Consider the following 17,657-nt stretch of genomic DNA (forward strand, 5'->3'; position numbering starts at 1 on the left):
TTAAAACTATCTAATTTTAATCTTCTTCAAAATGTTTTACTAAAGCAACAGCAATAGCAGCAACTATCTCGCTTTCATCTTTAGTTGTTTCTGGCATTAATTTTTCTAGTTTATTTTCCAGATAAGAAGTATCAAAATTTCCTCTTCTAAAGTCTTTGTCATTGCAAATATTGATTAAAAAAGGAATGGTTGTTTTAATACCTCTTATTTTAAATTCATTTAAAGCGCGATAGAGTTTATTGACTGCTAGATCATAACTTGTGGCTTTGACAATAACTTTTGCTATCATAGAATCATAAAAAGGAGGGATAGTAAAGTTTTTATACATATAGCTATCTACACGCACAAATGGACCAAGAGGTGGATAGTAGGTGCTAATCGTGCCTGGAGTTGGGACAAAATCATTATGCACATCTTCAGCGTTGATTCTAGCTTCAATCGCAAAACCTTGAGCTTGAATATCATTTTGGCTTAAATCTAATATTTCCCCATTTGCAATGCGGATTTGTCTGCCGATTAAATCAAAGCCTGTAATCTCTTCTGTGATACCATGTTCTACTTGGATTCTAGTATTCATCTCCATAAAATAAAAATTATTATAATCATCTACTAAAAATTCCACAGTTCCAGCATTTGTATAGTTTGCTGCCTTAGCAGCAGCCACTGCGACTACACCCATTCTGCGTCTTAAATCTACACTCATTGTAGGGGAGGGGGCAATTTCTATAAGTTTTTGGTGGCGTCTTTGGATAGAACAATCTCTTTCTAGCAAGTGGATAGTGTTTCCATAATTATCCGCTAGGATTTGAAATTCTATATGGCGTGGGTTTTGGATATATTTTTCCATAAAAACATCATCGTTTTTAAAAAAAGTCAGTGCTTCTCTTTTACAAGCTTCAAAAGAGCTTTGCAAATCTTCTTCTTTAAAAACAACGCGAATCCCTCTACCACCTCCGCCACTGCTTGCTTTTAAAATTACAGGATAGCCTATTTTGTGGGCGATTTTTTTAATCTCATAGAGGCTTAAAGCATTAAGAGGTTCAGTCCCTGGAACTACTGGAATCCCATTTGCTATCATTAGATTTCTAGCAGCATTCTTATCTCCCATTTTAGCAATTACTTTATGGTTTGGACCTATAAAAACAAGTCCTGCTTCTTCTACTTTTTTGGCAAACATAGCGTTTTCGCTTAAAAATCCATAGCCTGGGTGAATTGCTTCTGCTTCTGTTGCTTTAGCCGCTTGGATAATCAAATCAGCATCTAAATAGCCTTTTATAGGATCTTCGCTAATAGCATAGGTATGTGTTGCCATTTTGACATGCAAACTATCCCTATCAGCCCTTGAGTAAATAGCAACCGATTCAATTTTTAAATCATTACAAGCACGAATAATACGCACAGCAATTTCGCCACGATTTGCAATTAAAATTCTTTTAAACATATAAAACTCCATACAATACTTAAGACTTATTTTATACTTTAAAATTTAATTTTTGGGTTAGTTATCTAAAGATTATCTATAAATATGATAAAATCTAGCATTTTTTACACATTTATTATTAAAAATACAGATATGAAAGGAAAGTATGGATTTTATTTCTGCTATTATTTTAGGAATTGTAGAGGGGCTTACAGAGTTTTTGCCTATTTCTTCTACGGGGCATTTGATACTTACTGCATCACTTTTAGGTATCAAGCAAGATGATTTTTTAAAAAGTTTTGAAGTAATTATCCAGCTTGGATCAATTTTAGCGGTGCTTTTTGTATTTTGGAAGAAATTATTTTATAATAGCTTTTCTTTGTGGGTTAAGCTTGGGGTTGGATTTTTGCCCGCAGGAGTGTTAGGATTTTTGTTTCATTCGCTCATTACAAGGATTTTTGAAGAAGTGATTAGCATTGCTATTATGCTTGTTTTGGGTGGGATTGTGTTTATTTGGGTGGAAAAGTTTTATAAGGAAAAAGAACATCATATTAAAGATATAGAGCAAATTAGCTATAAACAAGCTTTGCTTATTGGTTTTTTTCAAGCTTTAGCAATGATACCTGGGACTTCAAGAAGTGGGGCGACGATTATAGGAGGTTTGCTTTTGGGTTGTTCTAGAAAAGTAGCGGTAGAATTTTCCTTTCTTTTAGCAATTCCTACAATGATTGCAGCAAGTGGCTATACAGCGTATAAAAATTATGCCATTTTTAATATGGATAATCTTTTGATTTTAGCGGTTGGTTTTGTAGTGGCGTTTTTTAGTGCGCTTTTAGCGATTAAGTTTTTTTTAGGATTTATTTCAAGGTTTAATTTTGTGCCTTTTGGAATCTATCGTATTATTTTAGGGGGAATTATCTTTTTGTTTTATTTTGGTGTTTTTTAAGATTAAAGTAAGCTAGAGCTAAAAGCTCTTACTTCTTTATCTAGCTCTAAAAGCTCACTAAAAGTGTTAAAATTTGCATTTTCAAACTTTTCTAAAGCTTTGAAGATGATTTTACCAATCTTCCCAAAAAGAATTTTATCTTCTAAAAAAGCAGCCACTGCTATTTCATTGCTTGCATTTAAGATAGCTCCATATTGTGGTTTTTCTAAAAGAATGTTTTTAAGCTCCCATAAAGGATAGCGCTCTTTGCTGATTTCTTCTAGTTTATAGCTAGAATCTGTAATTTTAAGAGGTGGGATAAGTGGAGCTTGTAAGTTTTCTAAAAAGTTTTGTTCTAATCCTAAAGAAAGTGCATAAGCAATAGGGAGTTGCATATCTGCATTTGCAAAATGTGCTACTAAACTTCCATCATAAAATTCCACAAGTGCGTGAATATGAGAGTTTCGCTCAATAAAAGCATGGATATTTTTGCTTTTAAAAAGCCAAAAAGCTTCCAAGATTTCAAAAAGTTTATTTACCATACTTGCAGAATCGATAGTGATTTTATTACCCATTTTCCAATTTGGGTGTTTTAGGGCAGTTTTAGCCTTTTGGTTAGGGATTTTTGAGATTTCAAAATCCCTAAAGGCTCCACCACTTGCGGTAATATAAAGATTTTTAAAAGGACAAAAAGGGGTAGGAGTTAAAAGATAGCTAAGGCTAAAATGCTCACTATCAATAGGGATAATATTTTTAGTATCCACTAAACTTCCGCCCACTACCAAACTTTCTTTATTGGCAAGTGCAACTTTTTTATTAAGTTTTAAAGCATTAAGTGTAGGTTCAAGCCCTAAAAAGCCTACAAGCGCATTCACTACAAGCTTGCTTTTACTAATCTCTAAAGCTTCTTTTATTCCACTGGCTCCAAAAAAGATTCTACCTTTATAATCTTTTGTGATTTTGTCTTTGTCGTTTTTGTCTGCGATGATGATATTTTGTGGGTTAAAGGCTGAAATTTGTTCATTTAAAAGTTTGATATTATAGCCAACCCCTAAAGTTTCTATTTTTAAATTGAATCTTTTTGCGATTTTTAGAGTGTTTATGCCAATAGAGCCACTAGCACCAAGCAATACCATTAAAATCCACCCTTAAAAATCTCTAGTAAAATATACATTAAAGCACCACCAAAGAAATAGCCATCTAGCCTATCTAAAACTCCTCCATGTCCTGGAAAAATACTCCCACTATCCTTTACTCCTGCACTTCGCTTAAGATAGCTTTCATAAAGATCACCAAATACACTTGCAAAACTCACTAAAATACTAACAAAAAGCGAAAAAGTAAAATCGCATACCCCAAGTCCGCCTAAAGTTCCAAAAATACTGGCAAAACTTATGCCTATTAGCACTCCCTCTTTTGTTTTATTAGGAGAGGTTTTGCAAAAAGTGCTATTTGTAAAAATTTTCCCTCCAAAGAGTTTTCCTCCAAAATAGGCTGCACTATCGCTCAGTGCTACTACAATGAGTAGCCAAATAATGCTATTTATACCATAAGTTGTATAAAGTAAGTAAAGAAAGATAAAAGGCACACAAGGGTACAAAAAGGGCATAAAATGTTTGATTTGTCCCTTTTTAGTATAGCTTTGATAAGAGGCAAGTAAAATCGCTAAGAAAAAGACAAGCTCTAAAGGGTTTGGATAAAAATAAACACCAATCCATAAGAGTATAACAAGTCCTAAAGCCCATAAGGGTGCTTTAAGCCCACAATAAAGCTTATAAGATTCATAAAAGCCCACAATTAAAGCTATGCCTAAAATTCCCCAAATAAGCATTAGGCTATGAAAGACAATCATAAGCACAACAAAAATCAACATTAAAATCGCAGTATAAAGCCTTGTGGGCTCTAAGGTTTTAATTTTATCTAACATAAAAATTCCCAAAAAAGATTTTGTAGCATTATAAAATAAATAACTTTAGATTAAAATGAGTTTGTTACAATAGATAAAGGGGATAAAAGATAATAAAGCAATGCTTTTATCTATTATCCCACCTGTTTTAAAACGTAAAAATTTTGGCAAGGCATAAAATTTCTTTTGGCTAAAAGGGAGTAAAATAGGCACTCCGCTAAAAGTCATCATATCTCCTAAAATGTGCAAAAATACTCCTAGGGCAATTCCAAAGATCAGTAATGAAAAATTTGAGAATAAAAAGGCTAATAAAAAAATGCAAACAATAAAAAAGAGGCTATGTGTAAGCCCTCTATGTCCTGTGATTGCTTTAATGATATGAGAGATAAAAAGCGTCTTTTTGCCAAGAAGTGAGTTTGGCTCATCAATATCAGGCAAAATTGCTCCAAAAGCTACACAAGCATAAAATTGCCCTAAAAATATTGAATCTAAAGGACTATAAAAATGATGGTAGGCAAAAATAGGGATTGAAGAAAGTCCAAGACTAAAGGCGATATGGGTTTTTCCAAGCATAAATATCCTAAAATTCAAAATATAAAATAATTATACTTTGTTTTTGTAAGTTTTAAACAAGAGTTTGTATAATAACAATTATTTTTTTGGGATGTGTTTAAGATGCAAAAGGCAGTGATTTTTTCTATTTTAATGGTTATAGCAATGGTTTTTTGGGGGAGCTCATGGCCTGCTGGAAAAGTTTTAACTAAATATGCAAGTGCAGATATTATTACCTTTTGGCGTTTTTTCTTTGCCTTTTTGGCTTCCATTCCTCTAGTAGCATTTTTAAAAATACCTCTTAGAATCGATACAAATGCCTTAAAATTTTTACTTTTGGCAGCAATTTGTAATGCGCTTTATTCTATTGTTTATTTTATGGGGTTGCGTTATGGGAGTGCGGGTAAGGGGGGTGTGCTTGTTACGACTTTAACCCCAGTTTTTGCATATTTGCTTATATATTTTTTTAGACGCATTAAAAAGGAGAAAGCAGAGATTAAAAATAATGAGATTTTAGGAATAATTTTAGGAATAATTTCAGGAATTTGTTTGCTGAATTTAGGGAGTTTTGAAGAGCTTTTTGGCAAGTTTAATACAATTTTTGTTTTTTGTGCAATGGATTGGGCACTTTTAACGATTATTTGCCAAAAAATCCGTATCCACCCCTTAGCCATTAATTTTTACATTACACTTTTAAGTTTGTTAATGTATGCACCACTTTTTTTATTTAAAGGAGAAGAAATGGTGCAAATTTTTAGTTTTGGGGGAGAGTTTTGGGGAATGCTTTTTGTCGTTTCTGTGCTTTCTACTGCGATTGGGACGAGCATTTATTATATGGGGATTGCAGCAGTTGGAGCTACTAAGGCGAGCACTTTTCCGCTTTTAGTTCCTGCTACTGCACTGCTTAGTAGCTATGTGATTTTAGGGGAGATTCCTAGCTTTTTAACGCTTTTTGGAGGGAGTTTGGCGATTTTTGCAACCTATCTTATTAATATTTACAGGCCTAAAAGTAAAAGCTAGTTTCTCCTACGCTTTTAATTTTGACTTTTCCTTGCGCTACAAGCTCTTTTAATCTTTCTTGCGTTTTTAAATCCCAAAGTATTTCTACATCTTTAAAACTCATAGGACGCAAAGCAAGTGTTTTTAAGATTTCTAGCTCACTTAAATGGATATTGCATTTTTGTTCTTCTTTTAGATTTTTGCGTTCTGGAATGAAAGTTGGGATTTTAAAGCTTTCAAAAATTTGTTGGAATCTTTTAAATTCTTCTAGGCTTGGTGAGCTTACTTTATAAGCAGGGGGTCTATCAATTGGAGAAATATCAAGTCTTTTTAAAGGAAGTGGGGCTAGAAATTTTGCCATTTTTATGATTTCATCTTGGCTATCATTGACATTTTTTATAAACAAAATCTCTGCATACAATTCCCCTTTAAAATCTCCTGCAAATGTGTAAATTCCTTTTAAAATTGTATCAAGGTCTATTTGTTTATGGGGTCTATCTATTTTTTTAAATACATCTTTTGAGATAGCATCTAAAGAAAATTTAACCTTATCAAACAATAAACAAGCCCTAGCAATGCAAGGATCATGGAGTGTGGAGCCATTGGTTAATAAAAGGGTTTGCAAATCACCCTTTATGTCTTCTAACTTTAGCATAAGTTCATACAAATGAGGGTAAAGGGTTGGTTCTCCATTTGCTGTAATGGTAATAGAATCTAAGTCGTTAAAGCGTGTTAGACTTTGCTTAATCTCTTCTAAAATTATATCAGGGGCTAAAATATCTTGCATATTAGCTTGCGCTTTTTTACCTTCTAGCTCACAATAAAGGCAGTCATAATTGCATTGTTTAAGTTTAGGGGATAAATCAACCCCTAAAGACTTTCCAAAGCGTCTTGAGTGCACAGGACCAAAAATAATATTCATTTATTCTCCTTTATGTTTTATTTTATCTAGCCACTCTTTGAGTGTTTTTTCAAAGCCTTTGGGTAGCCATTTTACAAACTTTAAAGGTTTATAAAGATAGTTTTGCTCTACAAAGCCACCAAAATCATGCGGATAAAGATAGTTTTTATGGAATTGCTTGATGTTGTTAGGTATGGGTTCATTTGGATTTTTCTTTACATAATCTAGGGCAGAATTTATAGCATTGTAGCAAGTGTTGGATTTAGGAGAAGCACAAAGATAAATCACGCATTGAGAAAGGATGATTCTAGCTTCAGGATAGCCAATTTTTGAAACTGCAAGCATTGTAGAAGTGGCTAGATTTAATGCATTTGGATTTGCATTGCCTATATCTTCACTGGCTAAAATCACTAATCTTCTTGCGATAAATTCAGGATTCTCTCCCCCTTCAATCAATCTTGCTAGATAATAAACTCCTGCATTTTCATCACTCCCTCTAATGCTTTTAATCATAGCTGAAGCGAGGTTATAATGCGTATCTAGCTCACTTGTTCCAGAATTTAGCGAAGTGGCTCTAAAAGACTTTAAAAGCTCTAGAGTGATTTTTTCTTTAGTAGCAAGTGCGCAATCTAGCAAATTTAGCATAGCTCTTGCATCTCCTCCACTTGTGCTAATTAGATATTCTTTTATTGTTTCATCTAGGCTATATTCTTCTAATAATTTATATAAATCTTCTTTATTTAAAGCATAAAATTCAAAAACAAGAGAACGGGAGCGAATGGCTTGCGTGAGTGCAAAAAAAGGATTTTCCGTAGAAGCTCCTAAAATCAAGGCTTGATGGTTTTCCATAATGGGCAAGAGCATTTCTTGTTGGGCTTTGTTTAGCCTATGCACTTCATCAATAAAGATAAGAGGTTTTTGCAAAGTGTTTTGGTAGTTTTTTAAGATATTTTTTAAATCTTCACTTTTAAAGTTTGTAGCATTTAAAGAATAAAAAGGATAGGCTAGTTCTTTAGCAATTAGGAGTGCTGCGGTAGTTTTACCGCTTCCTGGAGGCCCAAAAAAGAAGCTATGGGGAATCTTGCCACTTTTTATAAGTTGCATAAAAGGAGCATTTTTTGAAAAAAGATGGGTTTGTCCTAAGAATTGTTCAAAACTTTTAGGTCTTTTGTTGTATGCTAAGTCTTTCATTTATTTTCTTTAATAAGGATTTTTATGGCACGATTTGCACCGATTATACTAGCTTTATTTGCAGCAGGATTCGTTTTGTTTATGATGTTTGGAGTGAATAATCCCATTTTTTAATCTTCCTTAAAATCTTTTAAAATTTTTAAGACTTCTTTAGGAGTAGAAGCGATTTGTAAAATCTCTAAATCTTTTTTGCAGATTAAATTTTCTTTTAAAAGTTGTTTTTTAAACCACTTTAGCATTCTGCTCCAAAATTTTTCATCGTATAAAATTATGGGGATTTTTTTATGCTTTCCAGTAGAGATTTGCACTAAAACTTCACTTAGCTCATCAAGTGTTCCAAAGCCTCCTTTAGCCACAATAAAGGCAGTAGAATTGTAATTAAAAACAAGTTTTCTGCTAAAAAAATGTTCAAATTTTAGCGGAATTTCTACATAAGGATTCATCTCTTGTTCAAAAGGGAGCTGGATATTTAGCCCAATGGATACTTGATTTTTTAAAGAGCTTGTTTTTTTGGCTTCTATTAAGCCTTTATTAGCAGCCTCCATAATGCCCGGTCCCCCACCGCTCATAATGCTATATCCCTTCTCTCCTAGCTTTTTAGCCAGTTTAAAGATCTTCTGGTAATCTTTACTATCTGTTTTTACTCTTGCACTGCCAAAGATAGTGATTACATTGTTAAATTTACTTAAAGCTTGAAAGCTTTTTTCTATCTCTTGATAGGCTTTTAGGAATTCTTCATTCATTTTTTATCCTTTAGATTGATTAGATATTGATAAATGGCTTCCATTTCACTTTGAGTGAGATAATATTTTGGCATAATTTTTTTACCTTGTTTTAAAGCACTAGAGAATTCCTTAAAAGAAAGATTGTTGATTTTGGGGGCAGTTAGTTTTTTATTTTTAAGTTTGTGTTTGTAACTTGCTATTTCTTTGCCCTCTCCATTTTTACCATGGCATTCTATACAGCCTATTCCTCTTGGATTTTCATAGAGCATTTTTCCATATTCTAAAGGGGTAATAAAACTTTCTTCACAAAATGCAATAAGAGGTAAAAAAATTAAAAATATTCTTAGCAAAACTACTTTCCTTAAACTAGATAGAAAAATTTTTTTATTATAATAACAAAATAATTTTTTATAAGGTGTTAAATGCAAAATTTAGATGGTAAATCTTTAGCTTTAAAAATAGAAGAAGAAATTAAAAAAGAGATTAAAGAGTTAAATGAGGAGTATAAAATCACTCCCGGGCTTGCTGTGATTTTAGTAGGAAACGATCCTGCTTCACAAAGCTATGTGAATATGAAAGCAAAGGCTTGTAAAAGAACAGGGATTTATTCTACAACCCATGAAATGCCAGAGAGTATCACACAAGAATCTTTACTTCAAACGATTTCTATGCTTAATCAAAATCCAAATATTGATGGGATTTTAGTGCAGCTTCCGCTTCCTAAGCATATTGATGCAACTTGTGTGCTAGAGGCAATCGCACCTCATAAAGATGTAGATGGATTCCACCCTTTTAATATGGGGAGGGTTTATGCGGGGCTAGAAGGGTTTATCCCAGCTACTCCTATGGGGGTAATTAGCCTTTTAAAACATTATGAGATTCCTTTAAAGGGGCAAAATGTCGTGATTGTAGGAGCTAGTAATATCGTAGGTAAGCCTCTTGCTTCACTATTTTTAAACGAATTTGCCACAATCACTTTATGCCATATTCACACAAAAGATTTAAAAGAGCATACCAAAAAGGCTGATATTTTATGTGTGGGAGTGGGTAAGCCTGATTTGATCACAAAAGATATGGTAAAAGAGGGTGCTATTGTGATAGATATTGGTATAAATCGTCTTAGTGATGGAAGAATTGTGGGTGATGTGGATTATGCTAATGTAGCACCATTTAGTAGTTACATTACCCCAGTTCCGGGTGGTGTAGGACCTATGACAATCGCTTCACTTTTGCAAAACACCCTAAAAGCTGCAAAAATGCGTGCTAAAAAATAAGGAAAACTTATGAAGAAAATTTTAGAAAAATTTATTAATTTTGCAAATAGTTGGGTGGGTGCAATTATCTTAGTGCTTTTGTTTATCTTTTTTGTGGCACAATCTTTTATTATCCCTAGTGGAAGTATGCTAAATACAATGCTAATAGGCGATGCACTTTTTGTAAAAAAATATGTCTATGGAGTGCCTACGCCCACAATTCCTTGGATTAATTTAAAAGTAGTCCCTGATTTTAATAATAATGGGCACTTGATTGAGGGAGAGAAGCCAAAGCGTGGCGATATTGTGATTTTTAACTATCCAAAAGATCCAAAGATTCACTACGTAAAAAGAAATGTCGCCATAGGAGGCGATGAAGTGCTTTATACTAAAGAGGGTTTGTGGATTGCCTTTAGTGAAGAGAATCCTTATAGTAATTTGTCTAATAAAAGTATAAATTATAATGGAAAAGTTTTTTATTTTGATCCTTATTCTTTTAAACATAAAGGGGTACATTATGAAAATGTCTCTTTAGATGCGTTTAATCAGTTAGATATTCTTTCAAGCAGAGGTGAGGAAATTGCAATGGAAAAAGTGAGGCTTGAAAGTGGGGAGATTGCCTTTTACCATAAAGTAAAAGAGGGAAACTTCTTTATGATGGGAGATAATCGTAATAATTCTGAAGATTCTCGCTTTTGGGGAGAGGTAGAATACCGCTATATTATTGGTAAGCCTTGGTTTATATTTTTAAGCTGGGATAAAGATTTTAACATTAGATGGTATAGAATGGGTAAGAGTTATGAAGCGTTGGAAGCAATGGAAGCTAAGCAAGGTTTAGAGGGAAAAGAAGTTAATGAATGAAACTATGGTGGATATAAGTTGGGCTATTATCATAGGAGTTTTAAAATTTTTACCCTTGCTTGTTGCGATTATTGGGCATGAGATTATGCATGGAAGAGTGGCGTATTATTATGGGGATACCACCGCTAAAAATGCAGGAAGATTAAGTATTAACCCACTTGTACATATTGATTTAGTGGGTTCTATTATCTTGCCCGCATTATTGTTTTTTCTTCATGCGCCTTTTTTGTTTGGTTGGGCTAAGCCTGTGCCTGTTAGAATGGATATTGTGATTAGAAAAGGTGGATATTTTGGGGCTTTAGGAGTTTCATTAGCAGGGATTTTATACAATCTAGCACTTGCTTTTGTGGGGATTGTATTATTATATATGCTAAATGGTGTGAGTTTTTCTAGTGAGATTGTAGCAAAAAGCGTGAGTGCTTTTATATGGGGATTGATAATTTATAATTTAATCTTAGCATTTTTTAATCTTTTACCCATTCCTCCACTTGATGGATCGCAAGCTTTAAGCTATCTTGGATTAATGTTAAAAAATGATTTTTTTGCGAAGATTTTTAGTAAAATTCACCCTGCTTATGGTATGATTATCCTTATTGTTTTTTTAAGTACACCCTTATCAGATTACTTTTTTAGAGGGATAATGTCTTTATTAGAATGGATTTTGGGAGGAATAGAGTGAAATTTTATATTGCAAGCGATCATGCGGGATTTATTTTAAAAGAGCCGACTAAGAAAATTTTAGAAAGCTTAGGGGCTAGTGTGGTGGATTTAGGTCCTAGTGATACAAATAGAGTGGATTATCCAGATTTTGCAAATTTACTTTGTAAGAAGGTTTTAGAAGATGAGGGGAGTTTTGGAGTTTTGATTTGCGGGAGTGGGATTGGAATGAGTATTGCTGCAAATCGCTTTAGGGGAATCCGTGCGGCATTATGTGTGGAGCCTTATAGTGCTATGATGTGTAGGGCACATAATGATGCAAATGTTTTATGTCTTGGAGCTAGAATCATAGGAGAGGGTATGTTAGAAGTGATTTTGCAAAACTTCACCCAAACTAAATTTGAGGGCGGAAGACATGCTTGTAGAATAGGAAAACTTCAATAAGGAGCTAGATAAATGGCACAATTTACGCAGTGGTTGTTTCTTACGGCTTTTATATTATTTGTCCTTTTTATGATTGTAAAAACATTTTTTTATAAAAGTGTAGCTCAAAAAGAGGAAAAAAATAGTGCTGTGATGAAGCTAACTTTGCAAGAAGCAGAGATTTTAATCCGCAAACATCAGTTGCAACTTCAAAGAGCTTTAGGGAATATTGATATATTAACCGATGAAATCACTTCTTTAAGAAATGAGGTAAAAGCTCTTAAGCAAAGAAACTCACAATATAGAGTGGAAACAGAAAAATACAAAAGCAAGATTAAAGATTTAGAGCAAAAAATAGAAGCTTTACTTTAAAATAAAAGGAGATTTATGGAACTTAGCAATGAAGAAAAAGAATTTTTACTGCAATCTATTAGAAAGGTTTATGACTTTCCAAAGCCAGGAATTGTTTTTAGAGATATTACCACGCTTTTAAATAATAAGGAAGCTTTTAATCTTCTAATGCAACATTTAAAAAATCGCTATGCAAATTATGAGCTTGATTGTGTGGCGGGGATTGAAAGCCGTGGATTTATTTTTGGGGCAGTTTTGGCAAATCTTTTAAATATCGGCTTTGTCCCCATTAGAAAAAAGGGTAAATTGCCCTATACGACAATTTCAGAAAAATATTCTTTAGAATATGGATTTAGCGAGATTGAAATCCATATTGATGCGTTTGATAACTCTAAAAAGACACAAAGGGTGCTACTAATAGATGATTTAATAGCTACTGGAGGGACAGCAATAGCAGGAGCAAATCTAATCAAAAAAGCGGGTGCTGAATGTATAGAGGCTTGTTTTATAGTGAATTTAGAGGATTTGGGCGGACTTAAAGCAGTAAAAGAAATCACAAAAACTTACACAATCCTAGATGTGTAGGTTTTGTGCTAAATTTATGCTATAATCTCTTTTCTTTTTTGCGTCCATAGCTCAATTGGATAGAGCATCAGACTTCGGATCTGAGGGTTGGGGGTTCGACTCCCTCTGGGCGTACCACTTTAGCTTTCAAATAGTGTCAAATTCTTTCAAAAATAATCAAAAATAGCTCAATAAATTCCCTAAAATTGCAAGTTTTGGATAGTTTTTGTTAAAATTTTTTATGTAGCTACCAATTTAGCGAAATTGGCTAAAAATTTTAAAAAGTATAATACAAAAGTATATCAAAAAAGTTTTTGTCATTTTGTGCTATACCGCAAGGGCTAAAATGACTTTTACAAACGATAAACAACTAAAGGCTTTACCTCAAGACAAAAGGGCTTACCATAAAGATTTAGCAATAGTAAATTTATATTGTTTGATTACTAATGACAAAAAGAAAAGCAGAGCTTTCTTTGTGTTTTTATTTTAAAATAAAGGAAAGATTAAACAAACGCTCTTAAAGAATATCTAAAAATAAATAGAATTAGATAAGCTTCTCAATAGTAATTTTAAATAGGTAAATTACTTTGGATTGCTAGAGGTAAAAGTACTATCGCTTAAAAGCTCTAATTCTTCCTTACTAAAACCTGCTTTTAGTCTAGCTTCTGTATTTAAAGAAGAATTTGCCTTAGGAAATGAAAAGCAATGCTTTTTTAAAATTTCAATATAAGTAGTTGCACGCTTTTTGGGTGGAATTTTTGCTTCTTCGCAAATGTAGTGAAACCATTTGTTGCCTTTGCTTACATGAGAAATTTCTTCATTATAGATAATCTTTAGCACTTCTAAAAGTGGGGCTTTGATTTTATGAGAGCTTTGTGCAACTTTAGCGCACAAAAAAGGATTTACATCTAAGCCAACAGCTTCCATTCCTCTAGGCACTAGCGCAATTCTATCTAGCAGTAAATTTGCCTTTTGCATAGAAGAAAATAATAAATCATGCACTAAAAAATCCCCATATTTAAAACCTACAAAACCCAAAAGCTCATTTAAATGGCTAAAATGCTCCACTTCTTCTTTGGCAACTTCAATCCAGTCAAAATAATAAGATTTAGGCATATTTCTAAAGCGATATGCACAATCAAGCGCTAAATCAATCGCACAAAATTCAATATGTGCAACAGAATGCAAAAGATGTGCGACATTTAAATCGCTTTTTAAATATTTGCCTTGAGGGATTTTGTGGCGTGGAGCAATTTGGCAAAAATTTGCAAAGGTTGGTTGTCCTAAGGTTAATATAGCTGTGCTATGATTAAAAGAAAGTTTATCAAAATGGATAAAAATTTCTTTTGTTAAATCGCATTTTTCTTGTGCGTTTTTGGCACTAAGAGCTTGATAGACTAGGCTAAAAAAATCTATTGTAAATCCTTATTTAAACTTTTTTAGCATTTTAACTAAAAAAGACTTAATAAAAATAAGAATTTTAGCTTTAAAAAATATAAAAACTAAAAGAATTCTCGCTATAATTGCAAGAATAGATTAAAATTTAGGAATTTTTAATGAAAAAGACTTCTAGCAAAGGGGCTTTTAGTAAGCTTTTTGGACTTATATTAGTGATTATTGTTGTAGGCGGAGGGATTTTTATGCTTACTTCTAGCATTTTTGAAAAAAATCCTCCTAAAGTTTCTTTGATTTCAGAGCCATGGTGGAATTTAGGGACAAATTCTCCTCTTATGCTTTCCATAGAAGATGATTCAAAAATATCTAACTATAATGCTTTTTTGCTTTATGAAAATGAAAAAATACCTTTGAATCTGCAAAATACTCCTTGCACTAAGCAATCACAAATGCAAACCCATATTTGTTTTAGTGTGCAACCGCCTAATATTTCTAGCAAAAATCTAAATGAGCTTACTTTAGAAGTAAGCACAACAGATACAAGCAAGTGGAATTTTTTTAAAGGCAATACGCAAACACAGCAATTTACTCTTCATATTGACACAAAAAGACCTAGAGTTTCAGTGTTATCTAACTCTTATCGCATTACTCAAGGAGGTAGTGCTTTAGTTGTTTTTAAAGTAGATGAGCCCAATTTAATGGATTTAAAAATAAGCAATGGAGAAAATGATTTTATTCCACAGCCCTTTTATAAAGAAGGATATTATATATCTTTGCTTGCTTGGCCTAAGGATAATGCTAATTTTAAAGCGACTATTTATGCAAATGATAAAGCGGGAAATACAAGCAATACACCCATTAATTTTTATGCAGTTTCTAAGCAATATAAAACTTCTAATATTCCATTAACAGATAAATTTATAGATGGAAAAATCTCAAGTTTGGTAGAGGAAATAGGGCAAAGAAGTTTAGAAAGCTTTGCTAGTAAATTAGAGATTTTTAAATACATTAACGAAGAAATTAGAGATTATAGCACTCATAGAATTATGGAAGTTGCTTCTAATTTTTCAAAAGATAAGATTGATACTTTTAAAATTAAAGCATTTTCTCCTTTAAAGAATGGTGCTGTAATGGCGAGCTTTGGAGATCATAGGACTTTTATTTATGAGGGTGAGGCTGTTAGTCAATCTAATCATATGGGGCTAGATTTAGCAAGCATCAAACAGGCTCCGGTAACTTTAGGGAATGCAGGAGTTGTAACTTTAAATGAGTTTGTAGGTATTGATGGAAATGCTGTTGTAGTCTATCATGGTTTAGGATTATCTACTTTATATGCACATCTTACAAGTTCATCTGTGAATGTGGGAGATACTTTAAATATCAATTCTTTGATAGGACATACTGGCAATACAGGTTTGGCACTAGGGGATCATTTGCATTTTTCTGTGTTAGTGCAAGGATATGAAGTATGGACAGCTGAATGGATGGATTCTAAATGGATTGAAAATAATATTACTAAAGTTATTAATGAATCTAAGGAAATCATTGATAAATTATCTTCACTTTAAAGAGAAAGAATGTTAGAAGCTAGACAAAAAAACTTAAGAGCGTTTGTGATTTCACAAGGCACAGAAGAAGAGATTATAAAATATATAGAGCAAAATTATATTCTTTTGCGTTCTTTCTTGCTTGTTTTTAGTGTGGGTTTATTAAATGAAACAATCAAAAAAATTCTTTGCAAAAGAGAGTTGAATTTCATAGAAGAAAATCCTAAAAGTCCATTAAAAATTAGTAATTCTAAGCCTATGGCTGATGTGGCAGTAAAAGAAACTAAAGAAGAAGCACAAGAACAAATGCAAACTAAGGCACAAGAAAATCATAAAACAAAAATAATTTCAAGAACTATAAGAAGTGGTGAGGAAATTATAAGCTTAGGGGATCTTAGTGTATTTGGGCAAGTAAATAGCGGTGCATTTTTGCAAAGTGAGGGGAATTTGCAAATTTTTGGTGTGAGTATGGGGGATATTTTATGCAATGGAGATTATCTTATTTTGAGTGCATTTGAGGGGGGGAATGTAATTTTTGGGGGAGAGATTATTGATAGAGAAAAGTTGCTAGATAAAAAAGCTAAAAAAATTTATAAAAAAGATGAAAAAATTATGATTGAGGAGCTATAATGAGAGAGCAAACCATTAAAGAAGCAGTAGAACTAGTAGGGATTGGGTTGCATAAAGGTGTTCCTGTTAAAATGCGATTAGAACCATTAAAAGAGGGAAGTGGGATTCATTTTTTTCGCTCGGATGTGGGTGTGGATATTCCTTTAAAACCAGAAAATGTTGTGGATACAACAATGGCGACAGTGATAGCAAAAGAGGGATTTAAAGTTTCTACTATTGAGCATTTATTGTCTGCAATCCATGCTTATGGGGTGGATAATCTTAGAATTGTGTTGGATAATGAAGAAGTGCCTATTATGGATGGGAGCAGTATAGGTTATTGTATGTTGCTTGAAGAGGCAGGCATCATAAAACAAGATAAAGCAAAAAGAATTTTAAAAATAAAAAACACCATTGAAGTAAAAGAGGGAGATAAGTTTGTAAGATTAGAGCCTAGCAAGGTTTGTGTATTTGATTTTTCTATCCATTTTCCTCATCCTGCTATTCTTACACAAAAATATAAATTTACTTTTTCTACTAAAAATTACAAAGAAGAAATCGCAAGAGCTAGAACTTTTGGATTTTTGAGTGAAGTGCAATATTTAAGAAGTATAGGTTTAGCACTTGGAGGATCTTTAGAGAATGCAATTGTGCTAGATGATACAAATATATTAAATAAAGAAGGATTGCGTTATAAAGAAGAGTTTGTGCGTCATAAAATCTTAGATGCTATTGGGGATATGTCGCTTCTTGGCATTCCTTTGCTTGGAACTTATGTATCTTATGCAGGTAGCCACAAACTAAATCATTTGCTTACTAAAAAGCTTTTAGAAGAAGAGCAATCTTATGAGATTGTTGAGTTACAAGAGGAAAATGAAATTAAAGAAATAGAATATGCCTATGCAAGAAGCTGCTAGAGTGCAATATGAAATTTTAATTTTTCCTTTAGGGGAGCCTTTGCAAATAGGTGTTTATCAAGAAAATAAAAAAATAGAAGAGTTTAAAATACAGGGGCATTTGAGCGAAAATTTACTGAATTTGTATTTGGAAGTAAATAAAAAATATCCTAATATTTCAAATATTTATTTTTTAAGGGGGCCGGGAAGTTTTATGGCTTTAAAACTGATTTATCTTTTTGTTAAAACTTTAGAAATTACAAAAGGGATTAAAGCGTATGCTTGCACTTCTTTTGAGTTTAATCAAAATGCACCCATTAAAGCATATGGGCAGAGTTATTTTGTAAGAGAAAAAGGGGAAATTGTTTTAAAGGTTTTAAAAGAAGCTCCAAAAACTTGTGAATATATTTTGCCCTCTATATTAGATAAAAAGCTTTTTAGTAAAGAGATAAAACCTCTTTATCTTTTACCGGCCGTATAAA

The 17,657-nt window shown here is 32.8% G+C and carries 21 protein-coding genes and 1 tRNA gene; 13 read left to right on the top strand and 9 right to left on the bottom strand.

What is annotated here, in order from left to right; genetic code table 11:
- Positions 1–16: 16 nt before the first annotated feature.
- A complete protein-coding gene (locus tag EBF09_RS00180; protein ID WP_121763135.1) occupies positions 17–1,441 on the bottom strand; it encodes an acetyl-CoA carboxylase subunit A in 1,425 nt (474 codons plus the stop codon).
- A gap of 145 nt (positions 1,442–1,586) precedes the next feature.
- Between EBF09_RS00180 and EBF09_RS00185 the strand changes: the two genes are divergently transcribed.
- Positions 1,587–2,366 carry an undecaprenyl-diphosphate phosphatase gene (locus tag EBF09_RS00185; protein ID WP_121763136.1) on the top strand — a complete coding sequence of 260 codons (780 nt, stop codon included), beginning with the start codon at positions 1,587–1,589 and terminating at the stop codon, positions 2,364–2,366.
- Positions 2,367–2,368: 2 nt separating this feature from the next.
- Here the strand turns inward: EBF09_RS00185 and dxr are convergent, their stop codons facing one another.
- From dxr to EBF09_RS00200, 3 genes are read right to left on the bottom strand one after another with little or no spacing between them, the layout of a single operon-like run.
- The gene (gene dxr, locus EBF09_RS00190) at positions 2,369–3,481 is read right to left on the bottom strand and encodes a 1-deoxy-D-xylulose-5-phosphate reductoisomerase (protein WP_121763137.1); all 1,113 of its coding nucleotides are present in this window, start codon (positions 3,479–3,481) and stop codon (positions 2,369–2,371) included.
- A complete protein-coding gene (locus EBF09_RS00195) occupies positions 3,481–4,272 on the bottom strand; it encodes a phosphatidate cytidylyltransferase (protein ID WP_121763138.1) in 792 nt (263 codons plus the stop codon). The genes dxr and EBF09_RS00195 overlap by 1 nt, the downstream gene beginning before the upstream one ends.
- A gap of 45 nt (positions 4,273–4,317) precedes the next feature.
- Positions 4,318–4,824, bottom strand: a complete 507-nt coding sequence (locus EBF09_RS00200; RefSeq protein WP_121763139.1) for a metal-dependent hydrolase — start codon at positions 4,822–4,824, stop codon at positions 4,318–4,320.
- Between the two features lie 102 nt (positions 4,825–4,926).
- Here EBF09_RS00200 and EBF09_RS00205 point away from each other — a divergent pair, with 102 nt between their 5' ends.
- Positions 4,927–5,823, top strand: a complete 897-nt coding sequence (locus EBF09_RS00205) for a DMT family transporter (RefSeq protein WP_121763140.1) — start codon at positions 4,927–4,929, stop codon at positions 5,821–5,823.
- Here EBF09_RS00205 and EBF09_RS00210 read toward each other — a convergent pair.
- From EBF09_RS00210 to EBF09_RS00225, 4 genes are all read right to left on the bottom strand, one after another.
- Positions 5,807–6,724, bottom strand: a complete 918-nt coding sequence (locus EBF09_RS00210; RefSeq protein ID WP_121763141.1) for a radical SAM protein — start codon at positions 6,722–6,724, stop codon at positions 5,807–5,809. The genes EBF09_RS00205 and EBF09_RS00210 overlap by 17 nt on opposite strands.
- On the bottom strand, positions 6,725–7,894 hold the full coding sequence (locus EBF09_RS00215) for a replication-associated recombination protein A (protein WP_121763142.1): 1,170 nt from the start codon (positions 7,892–7,894) through the stop codon (positions 6,725–6,727). It lies immediately after the preceding gene.
- 110 nt (positions 7,895–8,004) lie between these two features.
- Positions 8,005–8,637 (bottom strand): LOG family protein, encoded by a 633-nt coding sequence (locus tag EBF09_RS00220; RefSeq protein WP_121763143.1) that lies wholly within the window; start codon positions 8,635–8,637, stop codon positions 8,005–8,007.
- A complete protein-coding gene (locus EBF09_RS00225; RefSeq protein WP_232817591.1) occupies positions 8,634–8,969 on the bottom strand; it encodes a c-type cytochrome in 336 nt (111 codons plus the stop codon). Before EBF09_RS00225 ends, EBF09_RS00220 begins: the two co-directional genes overlap by 4 nt.
- Before the next feature lie 72 nt (positions 8,970–9,041).
- On the opposite strand from EBF09_RS00225, the gene folD reads away from it, so the two are divergent.
- The 7 genes from folD (at position 9,042) to EBF09_RS00260 (ending at position 12,866) form a co-directional block, all read left to right on the top strand.
- Positions 9,042–9,893 carry a bifunctional methylenetetrahydrofolate dehydrogenase/methenyltetrahydrofolate cyclohydrolase FolD gene (folD, locus tag EBF09_RS00230; RefSeq protein ID WP_121763144.1) on the top strand — a complete coding sequence of 284 codons (852 nt, stop codon included), beginning with the start codon at positions 9,042–9,044 and terminating at the stop codon, positions 9,891–9,893.
- Between the two features lie 9 nt (positions 9,894–9,902).
- Positions 9,903–10,733 (top strand): signal peptidase I, encoded by an 831-nt coding sequence (gene lepB, locus EBF09_RS00235; protein WP_121763145.1) that lies wholly within the window; start codon positions 9,903–9,905, stop codon positions 10,731–10,733.
- On the top strand, positions 10,726–11,412 hold the full coding sequence (locus EBF09_RS00240; RefSeq protein ID WP_332870709.1) for a site-2 protease family protein: 687 nt from the start codon (positions 10,726–10,728) through the stop codon (positions 11,410–11,412). The genes lepB and EBF09_RS00240 overlap by 8 nt, the downstream gene beginning before the upstream one ends.
- Positions 11,409–11,834 (top strand): ribose 5-phosphate isomerase B, encoded by a 426-nt coding sequence (gene rpiB / locus EBF09_RS00245; protein WP_121763146.1) that lies wholly within the window; start codon positions 11,409–11,411, stop codon positions 11,832–11,834. Before EBF09_RS00240 ends, rpiB begins: the two co-directional genes overlap by 4 nt.
- 12 nt (positions 11,835–11,846) lie before the next feature.
- Positions 11,847–12,185 carry a hypothetical protein gene (locus EBF09_RS00250; protein ID WP_121763147.1) on the top strand — a complete coding sequence of 113 codons (339 nt, stop codon included), beginning with the start codon at positions 11,847–11,849 and terminating at the stop codon, positions 12,183–12,185.
- Positions 12,186–12,200: 15 nt separating this feature from the next.
- On the top strand, positions 12,201–12,749 hold the full coding sequence (locus EBF09_RS00255) for an adenine phosphoribosyltransferase (protein WP_121763148.1): 549 nt from the start codon (positions 12,201–12,203) through the stop codon (positions 12,747–12,749).
- Positions 12,750–12,789: 40 nt separating this feature from the next.
- Positions 12,790–12,866: transfer RNA gene (locus EBF09_RS00260), tRNA-Arg, on the top strand.
- Between the two features lie 444 nt (positions 12,867–13,310).
- Here EBF09_RS00260 and EBF09_RS00265 read toward each other — a convergent pair.
- Positions 13,311–14,144, bottom strand: a complete 834-nt coding sequence (locus EBF09_RS00265) for a ferritin-like domain-containing protein (protein ID WP_121763149.1) — start codon at positions 14,142–14,144, stop codon at positions 13,311–13,313.
- Positions 14,145–14,284: 140 nt separating this feature from the next.
- Between EBF09_RS00265 and EBF09_RS00270 the strand changes: the two genes are divergently transcribed.
- The 4 genes from EBF09_RS00270 to EBF09_RS00285 are packed head-to-tail and all read left to right on the top strand — an operon-like array spanning position 14,285 to position 17,656.
- Positions 14,285–15,691, top strand: a complete 1,407-nt coding sequence (locus tag EBF09_RS00270) for a M23 family metallopeptidase (protein WP_121763150.1) — start codon at positions 14,285–14,287, stop codon at positions 15,689–15,691.
- Positions 15,692–15,700: 9 nt separating this feature from the next.
- Complete coding sequence (locus EBF09_RS00275) at positions 15,701–16,300, top strand: septum site-determining protein MinC (RefSeq protein ID WP_121763151.1); 600 nt, start codon at positions 15,701–15,703, stop codon at positions 16,298–16,300.
- The gene (gene lpxC / locus EBF09_RS00280) at positions 16,300–17,196 is read left to right on the top strand and encodes a UDP-3-O-acyl-N-acetylglucosamine deacetylase (protein WP_121763152.1); all 897 of its coding nucleotides are present in this window, start codon (positions 16,300–16,302) and stop codon (positions 17,194–17,196) included. The genes EBF09_RS00275 and lpxC overlap by 1 nt, the downstream gene beginning before the upstream one ends.
- Complete coding sequence (locus tag EBF09_RS00285) at positions 17,174–17,656, top strand: hypothetical protein (protein ID WP_232817592.1); 483 nt, start codon at positions 17,174–17,176, stop codon at positions 17,654–17,656. Before lpxC ends, EBF09_RS00285 begins: the two co-directional genes overlap by 23 nt.
- Position 17,657: the final 1 nt, after the last annotated feature.

Origin of the sequence: Helicobacter burdigaliensis (genome assembly GCF_003670295.1) — a bacterium.
GTDB lineage: Bacteria > Campylobacterota > Campylobacteria > Campylobacterales > Helicobacteraceae > Helicobacter_D > Helicobacter_D burdigaliensis.

What these genes read in the sequence shown, in the direction of transcription:
- EBF09_RS00180 (WP_121763135.1), bottom strand. Translation starts at nt 1,441, where the DNA reads ATGTTTAAAAGAATTTTAATTGCAAATCGTGGCGAAATTGCTGTGCGT.
- EBF09_RS00185 (WP_121763136.1), top strand. Translation starts at nt 1,587, where the DNA reads ATGGATTTTATTTCTGCTATTATTTTAGGAATTGTAGAGGGGCTTACA.
- dxr (WP_121763137.1), bottom strand. Translation starts at nt 3,481, where the DNA reads ATGGTATTGCTTGGTGCTAGTGGCTCTATTGGCATAAACACTCTAAAA.
- EBF09_RS00195 (WP_121763138.1), bottom strand. Translation starts at nt 4,272, where the DNA reads ATGTTAGATAAAATTAAAACCTTAGAGCCCACAAGGCTTTATACTGCG.
- EBF09_RS00200 (WP_121763139.1), bottom strand. Translation starts at nt 4,824, where the DNA reads ATGCTTGGAAAAACCCATATCGCCTTTAGTCTTGGACTTTCTTCAATC.
- EBF09_RS00205 (WP_121763140.1), top strand. Translation starts at nt 4,927, where the DNA reads ATGCAAAAGGCAGTGATTTTTTCTATTTTAATGGTTATAGCAATGGTT.
- EBF09_RS00210 (WP_121763141.1), bottom strand. Translation starts at nt 6,724, where the DNA reads ATGAATATTATTTTTGGTCCTGTGCACTCAAGACGCTTTGGAAAGTCT.
- EBF09_RS00215 (WP_121763142.1), bottom strand. Translation starts at nt 7,894, where the DNA reads ATGAAAGACTTAGCATACAACAAAAGACCTAAAAGTTTTGAACAATTC.
- EBF09_RS00220 (WP_121763143.1), bottom strand. Translation starts at nt 8,637, where the DNA reads ATGAATGAAGAATTCCTAAAAGCCTATCAAGAGATAGAAAAAAGCTTT.
- folD (WP_121763144.1), top strand. Translation starts at nt 9,042, where the DNA reads ATGCAAAATTTAGATGGTAAATCTTTAGCTTTAAAAATAGAAGAAGAA.
- lepB (WP_121763145.1), top strand. Translation starts at nt 9,903, where the DNA reads ATGAAGAAAATTTTAGAAAAATTTATTAATTTTGCAAATAGTTGGGTG.
- EBF09_RS00240 (WP_332870709.1), top strand. Translation starts at nt 10,726, where the DNA reads ATGAATGAAACTATGGTGGATATAAGTTGGGCTATTATCATAGGAGTT.
- EBF09_RS00250 (WP_121763147.1), top strand. Translation starts at nt 11,847, where the DNA reads ATGGCACAATTTACGCAGTGGTTGTTTCTTACGGCTTTTATATTATTT.
- EBF09_RS00255 (WP_121763148.1), top strand. Translation starts at nt 12,201, where the DNA reads ATGGAACTTAGCAATGAAGAAAAAGAATTTTTACTGCAATCTATTAGA.
- EBF09_RS00270 (WP_121763150.1), top strand. Translation starts at nt 14,285, where the DNA reads ATGAAAAAGACTTCTAGCAAAGGGGCTTTTAGTAAGCTTTTTGGACTT.
- EBF09_RS00275 (WP_121763151.1), top strand. Translation starts at nt 15,701, where the DNA reads ATGTTAGAAGCTAGACAAAAAAACTTAAGAGCGTTTGTGATTTCACAA.
- lpxC (WP_121763152.1), top strand. Translation starts at nt 16,300, where the DNA reads ATGAGAGAGCAAACCATTAAAGAAGCAGTAGAACTAGTAGGGATTGGG.
- EBF09_RS00285 (WP_232817592.1), top strand. Translation starts at nt 17,174, where the DNA reads ATGCCTATGCAAGAAGCTGCTAGAGTGCAATATGAAATTTTAATTTTT.